The 22614-nt window shown below is 65.7% G+C and carries 18 protein-coding genes; 12 read left to right on the top strand and 6 right to left on the bottom strand.

The window, feature by feature from the left end; translation table 11 throughout:
- The first annotated feature begins 3 nt into the window (after positions 1-3).
- Positions 4-1821, top strand: a complete 1818-nt coding sequence (locus tag BLV92_RS14440; protein ID WP_090545959.1) for a glycosyltransferase family 2 protein — start codon at positions 4-6, stop codon at positions 1819-1821.
- 36 nt (positions 1822-1857) lie between these two features.
- On the opposite strand, the gene BLV92_RS14435 is transcribed toward BLV92_RS14440, so the two are convergent.
- The gene (locus BLV92_RS14435) at positions 1858-2241 is read right to left on the bottom strand and encodes a GtrA family protein (protein ID WP_090545957.1); all 384 of its coding nucleotides are present in this window, start codon (positions 2239-2241) and stop codon (positions 1858-1860) included.
- 535 nt (positions 2242-2776) lie between these two features.
- Here BLV92_RS14435 and BLV92_RS14430 point away from each other — a divergent pair.
- From BLV92_RS14430 to BLV92_RS14410, 5 genes are all read left to right on the top strand, one after another.
- On the top strand, positions 2777-4195 hold the full coding sequence (locus BLV92_RS14430) for a DUF2142 domain-containing protein (RefSeq protein ID WP_090545955.1): 1419 nt from the start codon (positions 2777-2779) through the stop codon (positions 4193-4195).
- 339 nt (positions 4196-4534) lie between these two features.
- A complete protein-coding gene (locus BLV92_RS14425) occupies positions 4535-5377 on the top strand; it encodes a glycosyltransferase family 2 protein (RefSeq protein WP_090545953.1) in 843 nt (280 codons plus the stop codon).
- A complete protein-coding gene (locus tag BLV92_RS14420; protein ID WP_090545951.1) occupies positions 5374-6366 on the top strand; it encodes a UDP-glucose 4-epimerase family protein in 993 nt (330 codons plus the stop codon). Before BLV92_RS14425 ends, BLV92_RS14420 begins: the two co-directional genes overlap by 4 nt.
- On the top strand, positions 6356-7384 hold the full coding sequence (locus BLV92_RS14415; RefSeq protein WP_090545949.1) for an MraY family glycosyltransferase: 1029 nt from the start codon (positions 6356-6358) through the stop codon (positions 7382-7384). The genes BLV92_RS14420 and BLV92_RS14415 overlap by 11 nt, the downstream gene beginning before the upstream one ends.
- A 5-nt stretch (positions 7385-7389) precedes the next feature.
- The gene (locus BLV92_RS14410; RefSeq protein WP_090547100.1) at positions 7390-9288 is read left to right on the top strand and encodes a polysaccharide biosynthesis protein; all 1899 of its coding nucleotides are present in this window, start codon (positions 7390-7392) and stop codon (positions 9286-9288) included.
- A gap of 36 nt (positions 9289-9324) precedes the next feature.
- On the opposite strand, the gene BLV92_RS14405 is transcribed toward BLV92_RS14410, so the two are convergent.
- The 3 genes from BLV92_RS14405 to BLV92_RS14395 form a co-directional block, all read right to left on the bottom strand.
- The gene (locus BLV92_RS14405) at positions 9325-10410 is read right to left on the bottom strand and encodes a class I SAM-dependent methyltransferase (RefSeq protein ID WP_090545947.1); all 1086 of its coding nucleotides are present in this window, start codon (positions 10408-10410) and stop codon (positions 9325-9327) included.
- A gap of 316 nt (positions 10411-10726) precedes the next feature.
- Entirely contained in the window at positions 10727-11758 is a 1032-nt protein-coding gene (gene galE / locus BLV92_RS14400; RefSeq protein ID WP_090545945.1) for a UDP-glucose 4-epimerase GalE, read from the bottom strand.
- Between the two features lie 29 nt (positions 11759-11787).
- On the bottom strand, positions 11788-12957 hold the full coding sequence (locus BLV92_RS14395) for a glycosyltransferase family 4 protein (RefSeq protein WP_134044660.1): 1170 nt from the start codon (positions 12955-12957) through the stop codon (positions 11788-11790).
- A gap of 405 nt (positions 12958-13362) precedes the next feature.
- Between BLV92_RS14395 and BLV92_RS14390 the strand changes: the two genes are divergently transcribed.
- The 3 genes from BLV92_RS14390 (at position 13363) to BLV92_RS14380 (ending at position 16128) form a co-directional block, all read left to right on the top strand.
- On the top strand, positions 13363-14844 hold the full coding sequence (locus BLV92_RS14390; protein ID WP_090545941.1) for an MDR family MFS transporter: 1482 nt from the start codon (positions 13363-13365) through the stop codon (positions 14842-14844).
- 181 nt (positions 14845-15025) lie between these two features.
- A complete protein-coding gene (locus BLV92_RS14385) occupies positions 15026-15397 on the top strand; it encodes a CidA/LrgA family protein (RefSeq protein WP_090545939.1) in 372 nt (123 codons plus the stop codon).
- The gene (locus BLV92_RS14380; RefSeq protein WP_090545938.1) at positions 15394-16128 is read left to right on the top strand and encodes an LrgB family protein; all 735 of its coding nucleotides are present in this window, start codon (positions 15394-15396) and stop codon (positions 16126-16128) included. The genes BLV92_RS14385 and BLV92_RS14380 overlap by 4 nt, the downstream gene beginning before the upstream one ends.
- 18 nt (positions 16129-16146) lie before the next feature.
- Here the strand turns inward: BLV92_RS14380 and BLV92_RS14375 are convergent, their stop codons facing one another.
- Positions 16147-16977 (bottom strand): glycosyltransferase, encoded by an 831-nt coding sequence (locus BLV92_RS14375; RefSeq protein ID WP_090545936.1) that lies wholly within the window; start codon positions 16975-16977, stop codon positions 16147-16149.
- Positions 16974-18236, bottom strand: a complete 1263-nt coding sequence (locus tag BLV92_RS14370; RefSeq protein WP_090545934.1) for an oligosaccharide flippase family protein — start codon at positions 18234-18236, stop codon at positions 16974-16976. The genes BLV92_RS14375 and BLV92_RS14370 overlap by 4 nt, the downstream gene beginning before the upstream one ends.
- Positions 18237-18516: 280 nt before the next feature.
- Between BLV92_RS14370 and BLV92_RS14365 the strand changes: the two genes are divergently transcribed.
- From BLV92_RS14365 to kdoO, 3 genes are all read left to right on the top strand, one after another.
- Positions 18517-19911: a phosphomannomutase/phosphoglucomutase gene (locus BLV92_RS14365; RefSeq protein WP_090545931.1), complete on the top strand. Its 1395-nt coding sequence runs from the start codon at positions 18517-18519 to the stop codon at positions 19909-19911.
- 419 nt (positions 19912-20330) lie between these two features.
- On the top strand, positions 20331-21326 hold the full coding sequence (waaC, locus tag BLV92_RS14360; RefSeq protein ID WP_090545929.1) for a lipopolysaccharide heptosyltransferase I: 996 nt from the start codon (positions 20331-20333) through the stop codon (positions 21324-21326).
- Between the two features lie 301 nt (positions 21327-21627).
- Entirely contained in the window at positions 21628-22512 is an 885-nt protein-coding gene (gene kdoO, locus BLV92_RS14355; protein ID WP_090545926.1) for a Kdo hydroxylase KdoO, read from the top strand.
- The last annotated feature ends 102 nt before the right edge of the window (positions 22513-22614 follow it).

Genomic DNA, 22614 nt, shown 5'->3' with positions numbered 1-22614 from the left:
CCGATGCTGACCCGCCTGCGCGGCGCCATCGAGCGGCTTGCATCGAACGGTGGCGTCGTTCGATCCGTCGTGGCCGTGCGCGAACTGATTCGCCGCGAGGGATGGCGGGAGGCTTGCAGGAAAATTGTTCGCGTAGTCGATCGGCAAGACCGTTATCAACGGTGGATCGACGCGTATGAGCCGGAACGGGACGACGCTTTCCAGCCGCTACGCGACGAACTCGGCCAACTGGCGCGCCTGCCGCTGATTTCGGTCGTCGTTCCCGTATTCAATACGCCGGCGCATCTGCTGTCCGGCATGATCGAGTCGGTGCTCGGCCAGATCTATCCGCATTGGGAGCTTTGCATTGCGGACGACGCGTCGTCGGAGCCTCATGTGCGACGCCTGCTGGACGATTACGCGACGCGGGATGCGCGCATCAAGGTCGTGTTCCGCGAGCAGAACGGGCATATCTGTGCGGCGAGCAACAGTGCGCTGGAACTGGTTGGCGGAGACTACGTCGCACTGCTGGATCATGACGACCTGCTGCCGCGCCATGCGCTCGCGGTCGTGGCGAAATACATCGATGCCCATCCGGCGGGCCGCTTGTTCTATAGCGACGAGGACAAGATTTCCGGGCAGGGCGTTCGCAGCACGCCGTATTTCAAGCCGGACTGGGACCCCGAACTCATCGTTCAGCAGAATTTCTTTTCGCATCTTGGTGTCTACGAATCGCGGTTGATTCGCGAGGTTGGCGGGTTTCGCGCCGGACTCGAAGGCAGCCAGGATCACGACCTGCTGCTCAGGTGTGTGCAGGCCGCCGGCGATCGGGCGGTTGTCCATATTCCGCACGTGCTGTATCACTGGCGCGTGATCGAGGGCAGCACCGCGCTCGACATCGGCGAAAAGCCGTATGCGGTGCGAGCGGCGGTTCGGGCGGTTGCCGACTATCTGTCCGCGGACGAAACCGGTACGTCGGTCGAAGCGCCGTGTCGCGACTTTCCGTTCATTCGCGTGCGTCGGGCGCTTCCGAACCCGGTGCCGGGTGTGCGGATCGTCGTGCTGGCTCACGGCGACGACACGCGTCTGGATGCTTGTATTCGCAGTCTGTTCGAATATACCGACTACGCGCATTACCGCGTTTCGATCGTTGGGCCGTGCAGCGCGTCGATGGATTTTCTCTCCGCGGACGATGCGGCGCGCGTGACGCACGCCGGTCGCGCCGACGATGAGCATCATGCGCTCGACGAGGTCATCGAGGCGGGCGACGAAGACTACCTATGCATTTGCGATGACGCGGTTCGCCTGTTCGATCGCCGGTGGCTCGCGGAGTTGATGGCGCAAGCCGTGCGGCCGTCGGTAGGCATCGTGGGGCCGGCGATTCACGGGCCGGACGGACGGATTCATGCGGTCGGTTTGATCACGCTGCCGGATGGGACTGCGTTGCGGGCGCATGCTGGTGTCGGCAGTCTCGGAATCGGCTATTTCGGGCAGGCGGTATTGACGCATACGGTTTCCGCATTGCCCGGTGCGTGTATGGTGTTCAGACGCGAGGTGTGGCGGGAAACTGGCGGCATCGATACCGCCGCATCGCAGGGATTCGCACGCGATGTCGATCTGTCCCGGCGGGTCATCGCCACGGGCCGATCCAGCGTGGTCGTACCGGCTGCGAAAGTCATGATCGATGCGGATGACGGCCATCGCACAACCGCTTGCCCTTCAGCCGGCCAGGAGAGGGACGAGTCGTGCCGCGACCGCTACTACAACCCGAATCTGGCGATCACGCGATCGGGCGCCACGTTCGAACCGGCTTTTCCGCCACGCATCGGCAGATTCGAATAGGGCGGTCCTGGTCGTAAGCGTGTCGACGGCGTGTTTTCAGTGCCGAAAGACCCAGTGTCTTGCGATCAGGAAATTGACGAACATTCCCGCAATCGAGCCGACGGCAACGGCGGCGAGCGGAGTAAGCGGCGCGGCGGGCAGCAGCTTTATCGCGGCGACGTATGCGGCATAGTTGCATGCGCCGCCGCAGATCATCGCAGCCAGGTATTCGTTCCATTCGCGCCATATCGATCGGGACGTCGGCCGATCGAACGTGTAGCGGCGGTTGATCTGCCATGTCGCGAATACGGCGCAGAGAAACGACACGACGCGGCCCGCATAGGGGCCGAGTCCGAGTTTCAGCATCAGGTAGAGGATGCCCGTATCGACGACGAAACCCGCGGCGCCGGCGATCGCAAAACGAAAGAACTGTCGATTCATCTTATGTGCCACTTCCGGCGTCGTTGGTCCGAGGCATTGAACGATACGCGAACTGCTTCATTTCGTGACCGGCATATCCGGCAAGCTGCCGCATGAGACAACAGCGATTCGCGCAGTGATCCCGTGCGCTGTGCGCGTATCGCAAAGGTATCGGCGCGCTGGCCGGGAAATGCCGCACTACCGACGAAATCGTTGCCGCCGCGTTGTGGTGCGAGACGGCGGCTGCTATTTTAGTGACGGCATCCGGACTCGTCATCGACCGGTTCATGTCGCGTGGGCTGTGGAAGGCCATGCGTGGTGCGTGCTGCCGGAAATCGCCGATCATTGTAGTACGGTGGTTTGTCGCGACGCTTTACCATGTCGCGAAAACGCGTCGGCAAGCCGCCGCGAAGCAGTCTGTCGCCAGGGGCGTCCATGGGAGCACGGATGCTCTGGGAGATGCAGCGGGGCGCGGCGTGCGAATGAATGCCACGGCGCCGGGCTGTACCCGGCGCATCCTGCAGTTGCCGTATAAAACGAGCGAGAACCAGCGGATATGTCGATATTCAGGGAATTTCTCAGACTCATTTCGCTGCGGCGCTTTTCCGTGCTTTATCTTTGTTATGCGTTGCCTTCGGGCCTGTTTCTCGCAATCGCCACGCCGCCGTTTCAGACGCCCGATGCGCTGAATCACTTCTATCGCGCAGTGCAGATTTCCGAGGGGCATCTCGTCGGTCAGCGGGTCGGCCGCTTCGCGGGGGGCGCCGTCGATCAGGGTGTGTCGACGCTCGGCGCACTAGTCAATCCGATGCGTTTTCACCCCGACGTGAAATTCACGTCGCAAATGCGGTCGGTGGCCGATGCGACGCATTGGTCCAACGTTCAGATCGACGCAGCGTTTCCGAATACCGTCTTTTACCCCGCCTACGCGTATCTCCCCCAGGCCGTCGCCATCGGAACCGGCCGGATGTTCAATGCGACCATCGCTCGCACGTATCTGCTGACCTGTGTGGTGGATCTGCTGATCAGCATCGGGCTGACCTGCTGGGCGCTGATCGTGAGCCGGCGAACCTCGTTGATCCTGTTCGCGACGGCCTTGCTGCCCAGCACGCTGATGCTCTTCTCGTCCGTCAGCCAGGAGGCGCTGGTGATCCCGGTGGCGTTCGTCCTGATCGCCCATCTGGATCGCTTCCTTCACGACGGCCGGAGACTGTCGTGGCGGCACCTGCTGCTTGCGGGCCTTGCGTTGCTGTTATGCATTTCGGCTCGACCGCCGTATGTCGGCGTGCTGCTTGTCCTGCTGTGTCCGGGCCTTCGCGTCGGCGGCACCGAAAGCGCTTACGGATTCTGGCGCCGCGTGGTCTGGATCGTTGCGGTAGGTGTCGTCGCGGTTGCGATTGTTGAGATATTCAGCCATGGGTTGTGGGTGCCTATGTCTTCGCCGATCTCTGCGCCGGGGCAGATCGCCTACCTGCTTCACCATCCGGTCGACGTTTTTCCCATTGCGGTTGCGACGTTGAAACAGAACGCCGGGTTCTACTTCGAGAGTTTCGTCGGCATCCTGGGCTGGCTCGACACGCGGATGAGCCCTACCTACTATGCGGCCGCGCGCGCGATGTTCGTCGCCGTGTTCGTTGCTACGATGTTTCAGGGCCGCGTAAGCGAACGGGGACTGCTCGTGAACCGGCTGCTGATATTCGTGGCCGTTCTCCTGTGCGTCGCGATGATCTTTGCATCGCTCTATCTGACCTGGACGCCTGTCGGGCAACGGGTCGTCGAGGGCGTTCAGGGGCGCTATTTCCTTCCATTGTTCCCGTTGCTCGGGCTTTTGCTGCCTGCTTTCATCGAGCGCGGCAGGGTGCCTGCGATGGCGCTTCAGTTCATCGACTCCGTCTGCATCGCACTCGTCGTCGTGTTTCCGCTTTATACCTTCGTGGAACTGATCGAAACTATCGTCGTGCGGTTCTATGGATAAAAACAGAGGCGATGAATTTATCGATTCCTCTGGACATTTAACATTTTCTTTTCATTTTCCTCGCAATGAATTGCATGTTGAATGACTTCTGCTTAGGAGTTAGTTGATAGGGCAAGGTGTATCCGTTGCACGCGTGCCGCCGTTGCTTTAACGTTATGGATCGCGGAGATATCGATCGGCGGGTGGACTCGGTGTCCAGAAGATCGACATTGTGTTGCCGGGAGAGCGGTAACAAAGTGCAAGCCGGGTTGCGGCCTATCGGATTCTTGAGCACACTGGCTTCCTTCGCGGAAGTTGCGAGGGGAGGAGGCGGATTTCCAAGCATACGACGTTTGCCAGATGACCGTTCAGAGCACACTGGAATTCGCGCAGCAGGCGCTGTCTGTTTCCATCGTCCTATACCGGCCGGATCCGGTGTTGCTTGACCGCACGTTAACAAGCCTTCGGGATGCTGTCGTCGCGGCGCGCGCCGGCCGTCATCTGCCAGTGCATGTGTATCTCGTCGACAACGGCGGCGGTGACGACGCGGCCCGCACAGCCGGCGGCGTGTTCGGCGCGGACATCGAATGCAGCTTGATCGCGGGGCACGGCAACATCGGGTATGGGCGCGGACACAATCTCGCGATCGAGCGAGCGTCGAGCCGTTATCATCTCGTGCTGAACCCGGACGTGAAGCTGGCGGACGACACGCTGCTCAACGCTCTTTCCTTTCTGGACGGTCACCGCGAAGCCGGGTTGTTGACGCCGCAGATCGTCGGCGTTCATGGCGAAATTCAATACCTGTGCCGGCGTCGCCCGGCGCTGCTTGATCTGTTCGCTCGCGGATTCCTGCCGTCGAATTTGCGGAGGTTGTTCTCGCAGCGACTATCGCATTACGAGATGCGAGACCGGATCAACGGACGCGATGTCGTCTGGGATCCGCCGATCGTGACCGGCTGCTTCATGCTGTTTCGCACCGATGTATTGAAGCAGCTTGGTGGTTTTGACGCCCGCTATTTCCTCTATTTCGAGGACTATGATTTGAGCTTGCGGACGCATGATGTCGCACGAGTCGTTTATGTACCGGCAGTCAGCGTGCAACACTACGGCGGCGGTGCTTCGCGCAAGGGCTATTCGCACATTCGGATGTTTGCTGTATCGGCATGGAAGTTTTACCGTCGTTTCGGCTGGAAGTGGTTATGACACATGTCGTTGTTACCGGTGCGAACGGTTTTGTGGGTAGTGCGCTTTGCCGCGCGCTGATGGCTCGCGGCCATACGGTCACGGGGCTGGTGCGCAACGTGGGCAGTGCTCCCGATGGCGTGATGGAATGGGTGCATGCGCCGCGCGATTTCGCTGGCGTTGCGCAGGCGTGGCCGCGCGACCTGCGGCCCGACTGCGTGATTCATCTGGCGGCCCGTGTGCACGTGACGCACGACGAAGCCGCCGACCCCGACGCGGCATTTCGTACGACGAACGTAGACGGCACGCTTGCCGTCGCGGACGCGGCATCCCGAAACGGCGTGCGGCGATTCGTGTTCCTCAGCAGCATCAAGTCGGTGGCCGAGGTCGATGGCGGAAGTCCGCTGGTGGAAGACGCGCCGGCTTGTCCCGGCGACCCGTATGGCCGGTCGAAGCGGGACGCGGAGCGGGCGCTTGCTCATGTCAGGGAACAGACGGGGCTCGACGTCGTGATCGTCAGGCCGCCGCTCGTCTATGGGCCTGACGTGCGCGCGAACTTTCTTCGTCTGATGGATGCGGTCTGGCGGGGCGCGCCGCTGCCGCTGGGCTCGGCAACCGGTCGGCGCAGCCTGGTCTACGTCGGCAACCTGGTGGATGCGTTGATTCGCTGTGCGACCGACGTCCGCGCGGCCAACGGCTGCTTTCACGTCTGCGACGGCGAAGATCTGGCGGTGGCCGAACTGATCGAGCGCATCGGCCTTTATCTGCAGCGACGCGCCCGCCTGGTTCCCGTGCCGGCCGCGCTGTTGCGCATGGCGGGCCGGCTGACCGGACGCCAGGCGCAGATCAGCCGGCTTACCGACGATCTGCGGATGGATGCTGCGCATATCCGCGCCTGTCTCGACTGGCGGCCGCCGTATTCGCTCGACGAAGGTCTTGCTGCGACGGCGCAGTGGTACCGGTCGATTCAGGGCGTGCCGAATAGGGGAGGCGTCGTTCGTGCGGGCTGACTTCGTTTCCACGTCGATCGCGGCGGCGGCCGTGGCGCTGGCCGGAGCGGTCGTCTGCGCGGCGTTGCTCGCCGTGCTGCTCAAGACCGGCTGGGCGTGGCGCCTCGCGACGGATGTGCCGAACGATCGCTCGCTCCATGTGAGTCCGACGCCGCGAGTCGGCGGCTGGGGAACCGTGCCGGTTGCGGTGCTCGCCATCGTGCTGCTGGCGCCTTCGTTGTGGCTCGTTGCGGTCGCGGCTGTCTGCCTCGCCGCGATCTCGCAGATCGACGACCGGCGTGGATTGCCGGCGCGCGTGCGGTTTGCCGCCCATCTGCTGGCGGTTGTAGCAATCGTCGTCGTCTATCCGGCCGCTGTGCCGTGGTGGGCGCTCGCGATCGTCGCGTTCCTGATGCTGTGGCTCGTTAATCTGTACAACTTCATGGACGGAGCCGACGGTCTTGCGGGAGGAATGATGCTGTTCGGCTTTGGCGGTTATGCGTTTGGCGCGTTGTTCGCACCGACGCCGTCGATCGAGCTTGCATGGGTCAGTGCCGCGGTGGCAGGCGCGGCGGCCGGCTTCCTGGTTTTCAATTTTCATCCCGCGCGGATCTTCCTCGGCGATGCCGGTTCGATTCCCGCTGGCTTCCTTGCCGGTGCGCTTGGCTATTGGGGCTGGCGCGAAACCGTCTGGCCGCTGTGGTTTCCCGCGATGGTCTTTGCGCCGTTCATCGGCGACGCGTCGGTCACGCTGCTGCGCCGGCTGTTGCGCGGCGAAAAGTTCTGGCTTGCACATCGCGAGCACTATTATCAACGCATGGTGCGGTGTGGCTTCGGGCATGCCGGGACTGCGCTGATCTGGTATGCGGTGATGCTGTCGGGCGTGGTAATTGCTCTCGTAGCGCTGAACTGCCCCGCCGGGGTCCAGTGGGCGCTTGTCGTCATATGGATGGGAACGCTATTGCTGATTGGTACCGGTATTGACGTCCGCTGGCGCCGTTTCGCGGCCGGCAACACTTCCTGGAACCATGGAGGGTAATGCTGATGCTCAAGAGAAGAGCGAACTGGCTGTCCTTCAGTGCTTTCCTGTTCGACATGCTCGCGGTCGTGGCCACATGGCTGTCCGCCTATCTGATCCGCTTCAACGCAAGCGTACCCTTCGAGTTCTGGGGCAGCGCGCTGTATTCGCTCGTCTGGGTTTTGCCTGTTTATGCGCTGGCGTTCCGGGTGTTCGGCCTCTATCGCGGCATGTGGGTGTTCGCGAGCCTGCCGGACCTGATGCGGATTTCGAAGGCGGTTGCATCGGGCGCGCTGGTCGTGATGATCGGGGCGGTGATGTTTCAGCCGTATCCGATCATTCCGCGTTCCGTGCTGGTGGTATCGCCGTTGTTGCTGTTTCTTGCGATGGGCGGTTCGCGTGCGCTGTATCGCGCGACGAAGGAGTTCTATCTGTATGGCGGGCTCGTGGCGCAAGGCAAGCCCGTCATCGTGCTTGGCGCGGGGTCGGCCGGCGCCAGCCTTGCCCGCGAGTTGTCCCGCTCCAGCGAATGGCGTCTCGTCGGTCTGCTCGACGACGACCCCGCGAAGCAGGGGCGCGAAATCTACGGCTACAAGGTGCTGGGTCCGATCGGGGAGTTGCCGCGCTGGGCCGAATCGCTGAAGGCGGATCACGCGATCATCGCGATTCCGTCCGCCGGCACCGACGTGCAGCGGCGGGTCGCGACGCTGTGTGTGCGCGCCGGGGTCCGGGCGATGGTCCTGCCCGTCCTTACCGCGCTGACGCCCGGACAGGCGTTCCTGTCACAGGTCCGGCACATCGATCTGGAGGATCTGCTCGGCCGCGAGCCGGTAAAGATCGATACGCCTCACGTCGAAGCGCTGCTGCGCGAGCGCGTGGTGATGGTGACCGGCGCCGGCGGTTCGATCGGTTCGGAACTGTGCCGGCAGATCATGCGGTTTGCTCCCGCGCAACTAGTCGCGCTCGACGTGTCCGAATACGCGATGTACCGGCTTGCGGAGGAGTTCCGCGAGCGTTTTCCCGACATATCGATCATTCCGATCGTCGGCGACATCAGGGACTCGCTACTGCTGGATCAGGTCATGTCGCGCTATGCGCCGCACGTCGTATTCCATGCGGCAGCATACAAGCACGTGCCGTTGATGGAGGAACTGAATTCGTGGCAGGCCGTGCGCAACAACGTGCTGGGCACGTACCGGCTGGCGCGCGCGTCCATCCGGCACGACGTGCGGCGTTTCGTGCTGATCTCGACCGACAAGGCGGTCAATCCGACCAACGTGATGGGCGCGTCCAAGCGGCTTGCGGAAATGGCCTGTCAGGCGCTGCAGCAGACGAGCTCGGGCACCCAGTTCGAGACGGTGCGCTTCGGCAACGTGCTCGGCAGCGCGGGCAGCGTGATTCCGAAGTTTCAGCAGCAGATTGCGAAGGGCGGTCCTGTCACGGTCACGCACCCCGAGATCACGCGGTTTTTCATGACGATTCCGGAGGCGACGCAACTGGTGCTGCAGGCGTCCAGCATGGGGAGCGGCGGCGAAATCTTCATACTCGACATGGGCAAGCCGGTGCGGATCGTCGATCTTGCCCGCGACCTGATCCATCTGTACGGGTTTACCGAAGACCAGATCCGCATCGTGTTTACCGGCCTGCGGCTCGGCGAAAAGCTCTACGAGGAATTGCTGGCGGACGACGAGGCAACGACCCGCACGCCGCATCCGAAGCTGCGCATCGCGCGTGCGCGCGGCGTGCCGGACAATCTGCTCGACGAACTGCTGCCGTGGTTGATGCAACATCGCGTGCCGGGCGACGACGAGGTGCGCCGTGATCTGAGGCGCTGGGTGCCGGAGTATCAGCCGGTCGTTCTGCCGACGATTCACAGCGTGCCGGCTGGCCAGAACGCCATGCAGCAGAGCCATCAGGCGGGGTGAACTGCCCTCGATTCGTGACTCTTGGGCCTTTGGCGACTAGACCCGGTTTCGCTGGCCGTTGAACGTGCGCCGGACGGCCGTGATCGTTCGGCGCAGCGGCGCGGTGATTTTCCAGCTACGCGATTCGCGTACCGCCTGCAATTGCGAGCGAAGTTGTTCCGCGAGCGATTCTGTCACTCTGGATTCCTTCCGGAGCGAACTGACCGAGTTTTCTCGCTGTTTCAGTTCATCGAGCAACCGGTGAACCGTTGCGGTGTTGAAGGCGAGATCTTCACCGACCTGGCGCAGCAATTCGGTTTTGCGCGCGTAATGCTGCATGTCGGTCAGTTCCGGCCGCCAGTCCGCGCCCATGTTCTCCAGCGACACTGCGAACTCGCACCCGACCGTAGGCGAAATCTTGACCACCTTCAGGTGAACGAGGCCGAGCATGTTCAGGTCCAGCAGCAGAAGTTCGAAGAGTGTGGGCGTGAGTATCGAGCAGTGCGCATCGATGTAGGACGTGTCGCCGGATTCGACATAACTCTTCCATGCCGCGTAACCGTCCCGGATCGGCGAATAATTCAGCGAGACCTGGGACGAGTCCTCGGCGAGGCTGAACACACCCGATCCGTTGTGGTTCGCCATCATCTGGAAGCCGTCGAATACGTGGCGGTAGGCCGGCCGCTCGTGCTGATAAAGATAGGCCTCCAGCCACATGCCGAGCGAGGTCGGGGGCTTGAAATAATCGAAGCAGGTCCGCTTGTCGGGAATGATCATGTTCAGATGACCGCCCAGCTTTAGCGTTTTCTCGCAACCCTGAAAGAACTTCACCGGGTTAGGGATATGCTCGAAATTGTGCGACGAGACGATGTAATCGACCCGGCCTGCGCATCCGTGCCGGTCGGCCAACTCGCCTATCTCGACGGTGGAACCCACGATGTCGACCTCTTCGAGTTGATCCACCTTCGAAGCCACATGCGGGTCCCCGAGCGCACGCTGGCGCATCTTCTCGGTATCGAAGATGTCCAGGCTGAGACAGTGGTAGCCCTCTCGCTTCGGCGTCATCGGATTGAACCACGGACCGATTTCGATGCCGAGGTCACTCTTCGCGATCGTCTTCAGGAATTCAGCTCTCAGGTTCATGTCGGGGCAGGCTACGTAAGAAGAGCCGCGGCGGCTGTAACTTCTGATTCGTGCACTCAGCCGCGCGTGGCGGTGAACCGAAATGCTTCGGTCGCCTGCACGGCGTGCAGGCGAGGTGTTCCCGGCAGTCTCGGAGCGGAAAGACGGAGGAGACGGCCGTAGCCGAGGATACCATTATCGACAGTCGTCGACAGGCCGGAGGCGGGAAATCCTGGGGCGCCTCCGTTCTACGGAACACCGAGGCTCGTTGAGGTCAGGAGGCTGGAGGACGCCTGCCCGCGGCGTGTTCTGGCACGCGAAACGTTGCGCGCCTCCCTTAGACAAACCCCCGCGGATTCCTCTCCTGCCACCGCCAGTGATCCGCGCACATCCGCTCGATGCCGAGCCCGGCCTTCCATCCGAGCAGCGCCTCGGCCGCCGCGGGATTCGCAAAACACTGCGCGATGTCGCCGGGCCGGCGGTCCACGAGTTCGTAAGGCACCGGACGCCCCGACGCCGTCTCGAACGCCTTCACGACTTCGAGCACGCTATACCCGCGGCCGGTTCCTAGATTGACGACGAACCCCGCATCCTGCTTCGCGAGCGCGTCGAGCGCCGCGAGGTGTCCGCGCGCGAGATCGACCACGTGGATGTAATCGCGCACGCCGGTCCCGTCGGGCGTGTCGTAGTCGCTGCCGAACACGCGCAGCTTCTCCAGCTTGCCGACCGCCACCTGCGCGACGTACGGCATCAGGTTGTTCGGCACGCCGGCGGGGTCCTCGCCGATCAGCCCGCTTTCGTGCGCGCCGACCGGATTGAAATAACGCAGCACGGCGATGCGCCACGACGGGTCCGCGATCTGCACGTCGCGCAGGATCTGCTCGGCGATCAGCTTCGACTGTCCGTACGGATTCGTCGCGGACAGCGGAAACGACTCGTCGATCGGCGAGCGTTCCGGCACGCCGTACACGGTCGCCGACGAGCTGAACACGAACTGCTTCACGCCGTGCCCGCGCATCGCGTCGAGCACGACGAGCAGTCCGTCGACGTTGTTGCGGTAATACTCGATCGGCTTCGCGACCGATTCGCCGACTGCCTTCAGCGCCGCGAAGTGGATCACGCCGGTAACCGGATGCGCGTCGAAGATGCGCTTGAGCGCGGCTTCGTCGCGCACGTCGGCTTCGTAGAACGTCACCGGCTTGCCGGCGATGCGCTCGACGCGCGCGAGCGATTCGCGGCGGCTGTTCACGAGGTTGTCGACCGCGACGACGTCGTAGCCGCCTTCGAGCAGTTCGACGCAGGTATGCGTGCCGATATAACCGGCGCCGCCGGTAACGAGGATCGTGCCTTTGCTGTGCGGAGCTGTCATGCTGCCTGTCCGTTTCCCTGATTTCCGAATCAAAACGTCGCGCCGGTCAGTTGCCGGACGAGTTCCCGATAGCGTTGTACCACAGCCCGCTCATCGAATTCTTTTTCGATTTTTTTCCGGCCGCGCTCACCCATCGCGCGTCGCGCGCCGGCATCCATGTCGAGCATTTTTTTCAGCGCGGCTGCGAGCGAGGCGGCGTTGCGCGCCTCGCACAGCAGACCGTTGTCGCGGTCGGCGACGACTTCGCGGCAGCCCGGCACGTCGGTCGCGACGACCGGGCGGCCCATCGCGCCGGCTTCCATCAGCGTGCGCGGCACGCCTTCGCGATACGACGGCAGCACTACGCAGTCGGCGTCGGCGATGTACGGGCGCACGTCGGCCGTCTCGCCCGCATACTCGATCACGCCTTCGCGTTCCCACGCGGCGACTTCGTCGCGCGTGATCGCGCTCGGGTTGTCGACGCCGGTCGGCCCGAGCAGCCGGAAGCGAGCGTGCGGATAATGCGCGCGCAACTGGCGCGCGGCGTCCACGTATTCGGCGACGCCCTTGTCCCACAGCAGCCGGCCGATCAGCACGAACACGAACGTCTCGCGCGCGGGCGGCGGCGTGTACGGAAACTGGTCGACGTCGACGCCTTCGCCGTGCAGCAGCCGCGCGCGGTCCGGATGCGCGAGCAACCGCTCGGCGGTGAACGCATCGAGATCGTCGCGATTGAGAAACCATACTTCGCGCGGAAAGCGGAACGCAAAACGGTACAGGCGCTTCGCGACCTGCGCGGCGCGGCTCGACTGGATGAACACGTAACCGAGCCCGGTCGTCACCGCGACCGACGGCACGCGAGCGAGCCACGCGGCGACGGACCCGTAGATGTTCGGTTTGATCGTGTAATGGAAAACGACGTCGGGGCGGACCGCGCGATAGTGCCGGTACAGCGCGGCGAGCGTGCGCAGGTCGTCGAGCGGGTTCGTGCCTTTCGACGCGACCGGCAGGTCGATGCAGCGGCAGCCCATCGCGGCGAGCGGTTCGAACGTGCGGTCGCGCGGCGCGATCACGACGATTTCGGCGCCGGCGTCGGCGAGCGCGCGCAGCAGCCCCTGGCGATACGTGTAGATCGCCCATGCGGTGTTGCACACGAGCGCGACGCGCAGCGACGACGCGGAACGGCTCGGGGTCGGGAGTTCGGTGGCGGCGGATTTCACGAAGGGCGGGAAGCTCTGATGCGGGGTAGATCCGGCCGGCGCGGGGACGTCGCGGCCGGAATAGGTCCGGCGACCTGGCGTCCGGGCGTTGGCCTGCCGGGCACGCCATTCTAGCGGAGCGCGTTGCCGACCCGGCAGTCGGCGTGGTGCCGCGCGACGTTCTCGTATCAACTGAACTAGCGGACGGATTCGCTGTTCGGGCGGCGCGTCCGCCGTCAGCGCGTTTTCAGTAAACAGTTCATAATCGCCGCTTCGGTCGCGATGCCGGGGACCCGTCCCCGATGCGGCAGGCGTGATCCGCCGCCGCGAACGGCCGCGCGCCGCCCGCGGACCCCGCACGCGGCGCTGCCGCTTTTCCGGTCGGCACGGCATCCGCGCAGTCCGCACGATTTCTACAAGCTCCCCATGTCACCCCATCCGAAAACTTCGCGCCCGCTCGTCGTGGCGTCCGTGATGGCCGCGATGGCGATGGTCGCGATCGAAGCGACCATCGTCTCGACGGCAATGCCGCAGATCGTCACCCAGCTCGGCGGCCTGCGTCTCTATAGCTGGGTCTTCTCGTCGTTCCTGCTCGCGCAGACCGCGATGACGGTCGTGTTCGGCAAGCTCGCGGACCTGTACGGCCGCAAGCCGGTGATGCTCGCCGGCATCGCGATCTTCCTCGTCGGCTCGGTGCTCGCGGGCTACGCGTGGTCGATGCCCGCGATGATCGTGTTCCGGCTGATCCAGGGCGTCGGCGCGGGCGCGATCCAGCCGATCACGCTGACGATCGTCGGCGACCTGTATCCGGTGCACGAGCGCGGCAAGGTGCAGGGCTGGCTCGCGAGCGTATGGGCGTTGTCCGCGGTGCTCGGGCCGATGGCGGGCGGCTTCATCATCCGCGACCTGTCGTGGTCGTGGATCTTCTGGATCAACGTGCCGATCGGCATCCTGTCCGCGGCGGGCTTCATCCTGTACCTGCACGAGAACGAGCGCCATGCGCGGCCGGCGATCGACATCGGCGGCGCGGCGCTCTTCACGATCGCGATCGGCGCGCTGATGATGGCGCTGACCGACGCGGGCTCCGCCGACGACTCGCGCGCGGCGCTCGAACTCGCGCTGTTCGTGGTGTGCGCGCTGCTGTTCGTGTGGCAGGAGCGGCGCGCGGCCGACCCGATGATCTCGTTCTCGCTGTGGACGCACCGGCCGATCGCGGCCGCCAACGCGGCGACGGTGTTCTGCGGGATCGCGCTGATGGGCCTGACGACGTTCCTGCCGATGTACGTGCAGGGCGTGCTGCAACGCTCGGCGGTCGTCGCGGGTTTCGCGCTGACGATGATCATGGTCGGCTGGCCGTCCGGCGCGACGGTCGCCGCGCGCACCTTCAACCGGCTCGGGCTGCGCCGCGTGCTGATCGGCGGCAGCTTCTTCCTGCCGGTCGGCGCGATTCCGTTCGTGCTGCTGAATCCGGAAAGCTCGCCGGTGCTGGCCGGCATCGGCTCGCTCGTGATGGGGTTCGGCATGGGCACGTCGAGCGTGTGCGCGCTCGTGCTGATCCAGGAGATCGTGAGTCCGGCGGAGCGCGGCAGCGCGACCGCGTCGAACCTGTTCTCGCGCAATCTCGGCAGCACGCTCGGCGCGACGGTGTTCGGCGCGGTGCTGAACTTCGGGCTGCGCCATTCGCCGTATCTGCCGGCCGGCGGCGCGGACGAACTGCGCCGCGTGCTCGACGCGCCGGGCGGCCACGTGTCGGCCGACGCGTCGGTGCGGCTCGCGTTGCAGCAGTCGCTGCACCTGACGTTCCTCGCGCTGCTCGCGGTCGCGATCGCGGTCGTCGTGGCGATGCTGTTCGTGCCGCCGGTGAAGATCGGGCGCGTCGCGAAGGTGTCCGCGAGCGAGGCGATCTAGCCGTCCCGGCACGGCGCGCACGGCGGGGCGGCGCGGCTGCATCGGCTGGGCCGTTCGGCTAGAATCTCGCGCTTCGGCACGGCACGCGGCGAGCGGCGGCCGGCATGCGGCTCCCGGGCGGGCGTGCCGTGCGCCGCGGGGTCCGCTGCGTTCCGGACGCCCGTGTTCTCGTGAAAGTCCCATGCTTCGTTCTCTCGCCACGCTCCTCATCTTCCAGTGTCTCGGAGAGAGCGTTTCCTACGTATTTGCGCTGCCGGTCCCCGGACCGGTGATCGGCATGCTGCTGCTGTTCGCGTTCGTGATGATGCGGCCGGCCATTGCCGACGCGATCGAGCCGACCGCGCTCGAACTGCTGCGCCATCTGTCGCTGCTGTTCGTGCCGGCCGGCGTCGGCATCATGGTGTCCGCGCAGGCGGTGCGCGGCGAGGCGTTCGCGGTGATCGCGAGCCTCGTCGTCAGCACGACCGTCGGCATCGCGGTGACCGCGCTCGTCACGCGCGCGCTGCTGCGCCGCCAGCGCCGTCGGCTCGCCGGACCGGAGGGGCAGGCGTGAATCCGCTGCCGAAACTTGATGCGATCTGGGTGTATCTGGCCGCGAGCCCGCTGCTCGGCCTCACGCTGACGCTGGTCGCGTATCTGATCGCCATCAACGTCTATATGCGCGCGCGCTTCAACCCGCTCGCGAACCCGGTGCTGATCGCGGTCGCGATCGTCGTGCTCGCGCTGAAGGCCACCGGCACGCCGTATGGCACGTACTTCGAAGGCGCGCAGTTCGTGCATTTCCTGCTCGGCCCGGCGACCGTCGCGCTCGCGCTGCCGCTGTTCCGGCAATGGTCGAAGCTGAAGCGCACCGCGCTGCCGCTCGTCGGCGGCCTCGTCGCGGGCTCGCTTGCGGCGATCGTGTCGGCGGTCGGCATCGCGGCGCTGTTCGGCGCGTCGCGGCACACGCTCGCGTCGATCGCGCCGAAGTCCGCGACCACGCCGATCGCGATGGCGGTCGCGGACAAGATCGGCGGCATTCCTTCGCTGACCGCGGTGCTGGTGATCTCGACGGGCGTGTTCGGCGCGGTGACCGCGCGCGGCGTGCTGCGGACCCTGCGGGTCGACGAGATCGAGGTGCGCGGTTTCGCGATCGGCGTCGCATCGCACGGGATCGGCACCGCGCGCGCGTTTCAGGTCAGCGAGGAGATGGGCGCGTTCGCGGGGCTCGGGATGGGGCTGAACGGCGTGTTCACCGCGTTCGTCGTGCCGGTGCTGCTGCCGGTGTTGTTGCGCTGGTGGTAGGTCGCGCGCCGCCGCCGTTTACCGCGACGCGTACAGCACCCGCTTCACCTTCTGCAACGCGCGATACGGCGTCACGAAATGCAGCAGGTTCTTCGCGAGGCCGGCCCAGTCCCGCCAGTTCAGCGCATCGAAATAACGCATCTGCAAACGCAGCGTCGAAACGATCTGCTTCCTGCGCTTCGTCGCGCTGATCCCGCCTTCGTTCAGCTCGTAATACAGCCCCGGCTCGGGCAGGTTCGCGCAGTCGTAACGCTCCATCAGCCGCAAGAACAGGTCGAGGTCCTCGGCCGCCGGATACGCGACGCGATAGCCGCCCACCGCGCGCACCGCGTCGATGCGCAGCATCACCGACGGATGCACGAGCGGCGAGCGCAGGAAACGCGTGCGGCGCAGTTCGCGTGGATCGGCGGGCGGCGTCAGCATGAAGAGCGGCTCGCCGGCGCGGTTCACGACCTGGGTCCACGCGCCGAGCGCGGCGAGCGCCGGCGACGTCTCCATCCGCGCGCGCTGTTTCGCGAGCCGCTGCGGCACCGCGAGATCGCCCGCGTCGATGCGCGCCGCGTAGCGAAAGCCGCGCGCCGCGAGCGTTTCGATGCCGGCCTGCAACGCGCGCTCGATGCCGCCGTTCTTCGGCATCCGCAGCATCTCGACGTGCATCCCGTTCACCGCCGGCGCGACGATCGGCGGCGTGCTGCCGTCGTCGACGATCAGCGCGTACACCGGCGCGTCCTCGGCGAACGACGCGAGCGTGCGCTCGACGTCGGCCTGGCCGTTGTACGCCGGCAGCAGCACCGCGACGTCGGCGAGCGCGCCCGCGCGCGTATCGAAGGAAGCGGGAGAGAACGTCATGAAGCGAGCTTGAGGCGGATGTAATAGAAGTTCACGCACGCGGCCGCGACGTAACCGGCCGCGAGGCCGACGAGCGCGCCATACGAGCCGAGCCGCGGAATCGCGACGAGGTTCACCGCGAATGCGATCGCGAGCGCGAGCACCCATTTCGCGAGCAGCACGAACTTCGCCTGGTACTTCAGCACGACGAGGTTGCCGATCGCCTCGATGCCGGCCGGCACCGACAGCCACACGGCCCAGCGGAAGATGCCGGCCGCGCCCGCATAGGCCGGCCCGAACACGCGGCCGATGATGAAGCCCGCGAGCGCGTCGAGCACCAGCGCGCCGGCGATCATCAGCACGGCGGTCATCGCGAAGAGGCGCACGAGGTTGCGGCGCAGTTGCGCGGTCTGCTGCACGCGATAGACGAACGCGGGCGCGATGGTCTGCGCGAGCATCAGCGCGAGCGTGATCCAGTTCTCGTTCAGTTGCTGCGCGGCCGAATAGCGGCCGAGGTCCGCGAACGAGATCGTGCGTTCGAGCATCAGCCGGTCGAGTTTCAGGAACAGGTACATGCAGATGAGCCCGATCCAGAACACGGTGCCGGACGTCGCGAAATGGCGGAACAGCGCGCGGTCCACCTGCCAGCCGAGCGTCCCGCCATGCTTGCGCCGGTAGTACAGCACGAGCGCCGCGCCGATCGCCGCCGATTCGAGCGCCCACAGCCAGCCGAAGCTCGCCGGCGCGAACGCGGCGCGCGCGAGCGCGAACACGAGCAGCGCCTTCACGATCGCGGTCGCCATGCTCGCGATCAACTGCGGCTTGCTGAACGTCATGCTTTGCAGCCACGCGTTGATTACGCCGACGAACGGCTCGCGAAACACCAGCGTCACCGCGAGGCCCGCGAGCATCGCGCCGACGAGCGGATCGGCGAGACCGAGCGCGATGCCGGCCCACGTGAGCAGCAGCGCCGCCGCCGATACGCCGATGCGCAGCGCGAACGCGCTGCCGAGCACGGTGCCGAGTTCCTGCGGCGGCCGCCGCACGATGGTCGGCACGAGAATCTCCGCGCCGCATACCCATGTGATCGGCGCGAGCACGAGCAGCAGCGTGTTCGCGTATTGCCACTTGCCGAACACGTCGGGGCCGAAGTAGCGCGCGAGCACGCCGCTTATCGCGATCGCGACGACGATCTGCGTGACGCGCTCCAGCCCGAGCCAGACGATGTTCGCGAACGCGCGCGTGACGTCGGGGTTGGCGAAGCGTCGCAGCGTCAGCATCGCGACGCGGCGAAACGGCTGGCGGTCGCGGGGGCGTGGCGCTTGCCGACGGTCGCGTCGCGATGCGCGCCCGCGCGCGGATCGACCGGGCGCGGCGCGTGCTGGGGCGACTTTGTCGGAAAAAAGGAGCAGCGAGGCATTAAAATGGGTGCCCAACGACGGCCGAAAAACCGCAATTATAGTTTGTAACGGATACGACTTTTGGTAACGGGGCAACGGAACTGGCAGTCAGGTTGTGGTACGTATAGGTCCGACTTTCCATTGCACGGGTGAGCCTCTCATGATCTCCAAATCGATTTTCAAGGCATATGACATTCGCGGCGTGATCGGCAAGACGCTGGACGCCGACGCGGCCCGCTCGATCGGCCGCGCGTTCGGCAGCGAAGTGCGCGCGCAGGGCGGCGATGCGGTGGTGGTCGCGCGCGACGGCCGGCTGTCCGGGCCGGAACTGGTCGGCGCGTTGTCCGACGGCTTGCGCGCGGCGGGCGTCGACGTGGTCGACGTCGGCATGGTGCCGACGCCGGTCGGCTACTTCGCGGCGAGCGTGCCGCTCGCGCTCGAAGGCGGCGAGCGGCGCGTCGATTCGTGCATCGTCGTGACCGGCAGCCACAATCCGCCGGACTACAACGGCTTCAAGATGGTGCTGCGCGGCGCGGCGATCTACGGCGAGCAGATCCTCGGGCTGCATGACCGGATCGTGTCGAACCGCTTCGAGTCGGGCGCGGGCAGTTATACGCAGTACGACATCGCGGACGCGTATCTGCAACGCATCGTCAGCGACGTGAAACTCGCGCGGCCGATGAAGCTCGTCGTCGATACCGGCAACGGCGTTGCGGGCGGACTCGCACCGAAGCTCTTCAAGGCGCTCGGCTGCGAACTGGTCGAACTGTTCACCGAGATCGACGGCAACTTCCCGAACCATCACCCGGACCCCGCGCATCCGGAGAACCTTCAGGACGTGATCCGCGCGCTGAAGCAAACCGATGCGGAGATCGGCTTCGCGTTCGACGGCGACGGCGACCGGCTCGGCGTCGTCACCAAGGACGGCCAGATCATCTATCCGGACCGGCAACTGATGCTGTTCGCGGAGGACGTGCTGACGCGCAATCCGGGCAAGGAAATCATCTACGACGTGAAGTGCACGCGCAATCTCGCGAAGTGGGTGAAGGACAAGGGCGGCGTGCCGCTGATGTGGAAGACCGGCCACTCGCTCGTGAAGGCGAAGCTGCGCGAGACCGGCGCGCCGCTCGCGGGTGAGATGAGCGGCCACGTGTTCTTCAAGGACCGCTGGTACGGGTTCGACGACGGCTTGTACACCGGCGCGCGGCTGCTCGAAATCCTCGCGCGCACGCAGGACCCGAGCGCGCTGCTGAACGGCCTGCCGAACTCGCGCGCGACGCCGGAACTGCAACTGAAGCTCGAAGAAGGCGAGAACTTCGAACTGATCGCGCGGCTGCAGAAGAACGCGAAATTCACCGGCGCGGACGACGTGATCACGATCGACGGCCTGCGCGTCGAGTACCCGGACGGCTTTGGCCTCGCGCGTTCGTCGAATACGACGCCGGTTGTCGTGATGCGTTTCGAGGCCGATAGCGACGAAGCATTGAAGCGCATCCAGGAAGACTTCCGCCGCGTGATCGTCGCGGAGAAGCCGGACGCGAAACTGCCGTTCTGAACGTCGGTTGGACCGGATGGGAGCGCACGGTGCGTTGAACGTCGCCGCGCGTTTGCCGACCAGCGCCCAGGCGAGCGATCGCTTGAGCGTAAATGGCGGAATCAGTGGCGGAATCAATCGCGGGTCCGGGTCGCAGATGCCGTCCGCCACCACGATGCCGGACGGGCGTCCGCGCCGGTTTCGCTATCGCGGCTGTTGCGGCCGTCGGTCGCCAGCCGCCGTCTCCCACGCTCTGACGGACGCATGGCACAGCCCCGAACGGCGGGCGTGCCGTGCATCGCCGGCCCTGTTCCTCGACACGGGCCGAATCCGTCTGCATCCCCGTCGGAAAATTCGTCTTTGGCTGCCGCCGCGCTAGAATTGCGGACCTTGTCCATCCGGACGGGGCTGGCGCAGCGTGCCGGTCCGTCCCGTTAAGCGTGCAAAAGATCCTCATCGTACGCGTGTCGTCGCTCGGCGACGTCGTCCACAACATGCCCGCGATCGCCGACATCCTGCGGCGCTACCCGGACGCGCAGATCGACTGGCTGGTCGAAGAGAGTTTCAGGGATCTCGTCGAACTCGTGCACGGCGTGCGCCGCGCGATTCCGTTCTCGCTGCGCCGCTGGCGCAAACGGCTGCTGTCCGCATCGAGCTGGCGCGAGATCGGCGCGTTCCGGCGCGCGCTCGTGGCCGAGAAATACGACCTCGTGATCGACTGCCAGGGGCTCATCAAGACCGCGTGGGTCGCGAGCTGGGCGCGCGGGCCGCTCGTCGGCCTCGGCAACCGGACCGACGGCGCGGGTTACGAGTGGCCGGTGCGCTTTTTCTACGACCGGGCGATCCCGATCGAGCCGCGCACGCACGTGGTCGAGCGCACGCGGCAACTGGTGGCCGCCGCGCTCGGCGAACCGCGCCCGCAGCCGGCCGACGACATCGACTTCGGCATCGACACCGGCCGCGCGGCGCTCGCGCTCGCCGGCGTCGGGCTGAACCTGCCGGTGCCGTACGTCGTGTTCGTGCACGCGACGTCGCGCGCCGACAAGCAGTGGGCCGACGCGAACTGGATCGAGCTGGGCCAGGCGCTGGTGCGGCGCGGCGTGTCGCTGGTGCTGCCGTGGGGCAGCGACGCGGAGCGCGCCACGAGCGAGCGCCTCGCGCGCGAGTTCGGCGCGGCGGCGGTCGTGCCGCCGAGGCTGTCGCTGCCGGCCGTGGTCGGGCTGATCGACGGCGCGGCGGCGACCGTCGGCGTCGATACCGGGCTCGTGCACATCGCGGCCGCGCTGAAGCGGCCGACCGTCGAGTTGTACAATTTCGCGACCGCATGGCGGACCGGCGGCTACTGGTCGCCGAACGTGTCGAATCTCGGCACCGCCGGGCAGCCGCCGACGCTGCCACAGGTGAAGGCGGTGCTGGCCGGTTTCGGGCTTCTGTAGCGCGGCGATCGCTGCACGGACTGCGGCGAGTCAAGGCGCACGGCCGGGCCGGCGGGTATAAGGACGAGGGCGCGCGGGATGCGCGCCGTCAGATGCCTGCCGGGTTGGCGCACACACGGGCTGTTGCAATGGATACCGGACGCCGCGCGCCGCAACGCGGGTGGCGGGCCAGGTTCCGCGTCGCGCGGGACACGGGCGGCGCGGCCCGAATTTCGCCGCCGCGACGGCTGGAGCGGCCCGAACGACCCGAACCGCCGGCAGGCAACCGGATCCACAGCTTCATCGCTTCACAAGGGCGACCATGAACGAATCCCAGATCATCGAAGTCACTTCCGCCGACTGGCACGGCCAGAACCTGTCGCAGCCGCGCGAGTCGCTGCTGAACGGCGTCGAGCAGGGCAAGGTGCTGTATTTCCCGAACCTGCGCTTCGCGATCGAAGGCGGCGAGCGCGCGCTGCTCGACCCGGCGCTCGCGGACCCGAAGCGCAAGAACATCAGCCTCGACCCGGGCGGCGGCGCGCTGCACGGCGTGCTCGGCGATCCGGTCACGCAGTCCGCGGTGCGCGCGCTGGTCGCGCGTTACCAGGCCAACGCACGCACGCTGGTCGACGGCCTCTTTCCCGAATACGGCGGCAAGCTGCGCGTCGCGCCGACGAGCCTGCGGCTGCATCAGGTCGAGACGCGCCAGACCTCGTGGCGCAAGGACGACAGCCGGCTGCACGTCGACGCGTTCCCGTCGCGGCCGAACTACGGCGAGCGGATCCTGCGCGTGTTCACGAACGTGAACCCGAACGGCGCGCCGCGCGTGTGGCGCGTCGGCGAGCCGTTCGAGGACATGGCGAAGCGTTTCCTGCCGCGCATCAAGCCGCAGATGCCCGGCTCCGCGTGGCTTCAGCATCTGCTGCACATCACGAAGTCGCCGCGCAGCGAATACGACCATCTGATGCTGAACCTGCACGACAGCATGAAGGCCGACCTCGACTATCAGAAAACGAGCCCGCAGGAAACCATCGGTTTTCCGCCGGGCAGCGTGTGGGTGTGCTTCTCCGATCACGCGTCGCATGCGGTGATGTCCGGCCAGTTCATGCTGGAGCAGACGTTTTTCCTGCCGGTCAACGCGATGGTGCATCCGGACTGGGCGCCGCTCGGCATCCTCGAACGCCTGAAAGGCAAGGAACTCGTTTGAGCGCGCCCGCCAACGGCCGCGTCTGCGGGGTTTTCTGCGTGGCTTTCCGCGTCGTTTGCGGCGCGGCCTTCGACGCGGTTTCCGGCACGCATACGGGCAGGG

The sequence above is a fragment of the Paraburkholderia caballeronis genome (genome assembly GCF_900104845.1).
GTDB classification, from domain to species: Bacteria; Pseudomonadota; Gammaproteobacteria; order Burkholderiales; family Burkholderiaceae; genus Paraburkholderia; species Paraburkholderia caballeronis.
This window is presented reverse-complemented; position numbering and strand designations above follow the sequence as displayed.

Bases quoted from the DNA above. Each gene is read 5' to 3' on its own strand.
- BLV92_RS14440 (WP_090545959.1), top strand. From the start codon at position 4: ATGCTGACCCGCCTGCGCGGCGCCATCGAGCGGCTTGCATCGAACGGT.
- BLV92_RS14435 (WP_090545957.1), bottom strand. From the start codon at position 2,241: ATGAATCGACAGTTCTTTCGTTTTGCGATCGCCGGCGCCGCGGGTTTC.
- BLV92_RS14430 (WP_090545955.1), top strand. From the start codon at position 2,777: ATGTCGATATTCAGGGAATTTCTCAGACTCATTTCGCTGCGGCGCTTT.
- BLV92_RS14425 (WP_090545953.1), top strand. From the start codon at position 4,535: ATGACCGTTCAGAGCACACTGGAATTCGCGCAGCAGGCGCTGTCTGTT.
- BLV92_RS14420 (WP_090545951.1), top strand. From the start codon at position 5,374: ATGACACATGTCGTTGTTACCGGTGCGAACGGTTTTGTGGGTAGTGCG.
- BLV92_RS14410 (WP_090547100.1), top strand. From the start codon at position 7,390: ATGCTCAAGAGAAGAGCGAACTGGCTGTCCTTCAGTGCTTTCCTGTTC.
- BLV92_RS14405 (WP_090545947.1), bottom strand. From the start codon at position 10,410: ATGAACCTGAGAGCTGAATTCCTGAAGACGATCGCGAAGAGTGACCTC.
- galE (WP_090545945.1), bottom strand. From the start codon at position 11,758: ATGACAGCTCCGCACAGCAAAGGCACGATCCTCGTTACCGGCGGCGCC.
- BLV92_RS14390 (WP_090545941.1), top strand. From the start codon at position 13,363: ATGTCACCCCATCCGAAAACTTCGCGCCCGCTCGTCGTGGCGTCCGTG.
- BLV92_RS14385 (WP_090545939.1), top strand. From the start codon at position 15,026: ATGCTTCGTTCTCTCGCCACGCTCCTCATCTTCCAGTGTCTCGGAGAG.
- BLV92_RS14375 (WP_090545936.1), bottom strand. From the start codon at position 16,977: ATGACGTTCTCTCCCGCTTCCTTCGATACGCGCGCGGGCGCGCTCGCC.
- BLV92_RS14370 (WP_090545934.1), bottom strand. From the start codon at position 18,236: ATGCTGACGCTGCGACGCTTCGCCAACCCCGACGTCACGCGCGCGTTC.
- BLV92_RS14365 (WP_090545931.1), top strand. From the start codon at position 18,517: ATGATCTCCAAATCGATTTTCAAGGCATATGACATTCGCGGCGTGATC.
- kdoO (WP_090545926.1), top strand. From the start codon at position 21,628: ATGAACGAATCCCAGATCATCGAAGTCACTTCCGCCGACTGGCACGGC.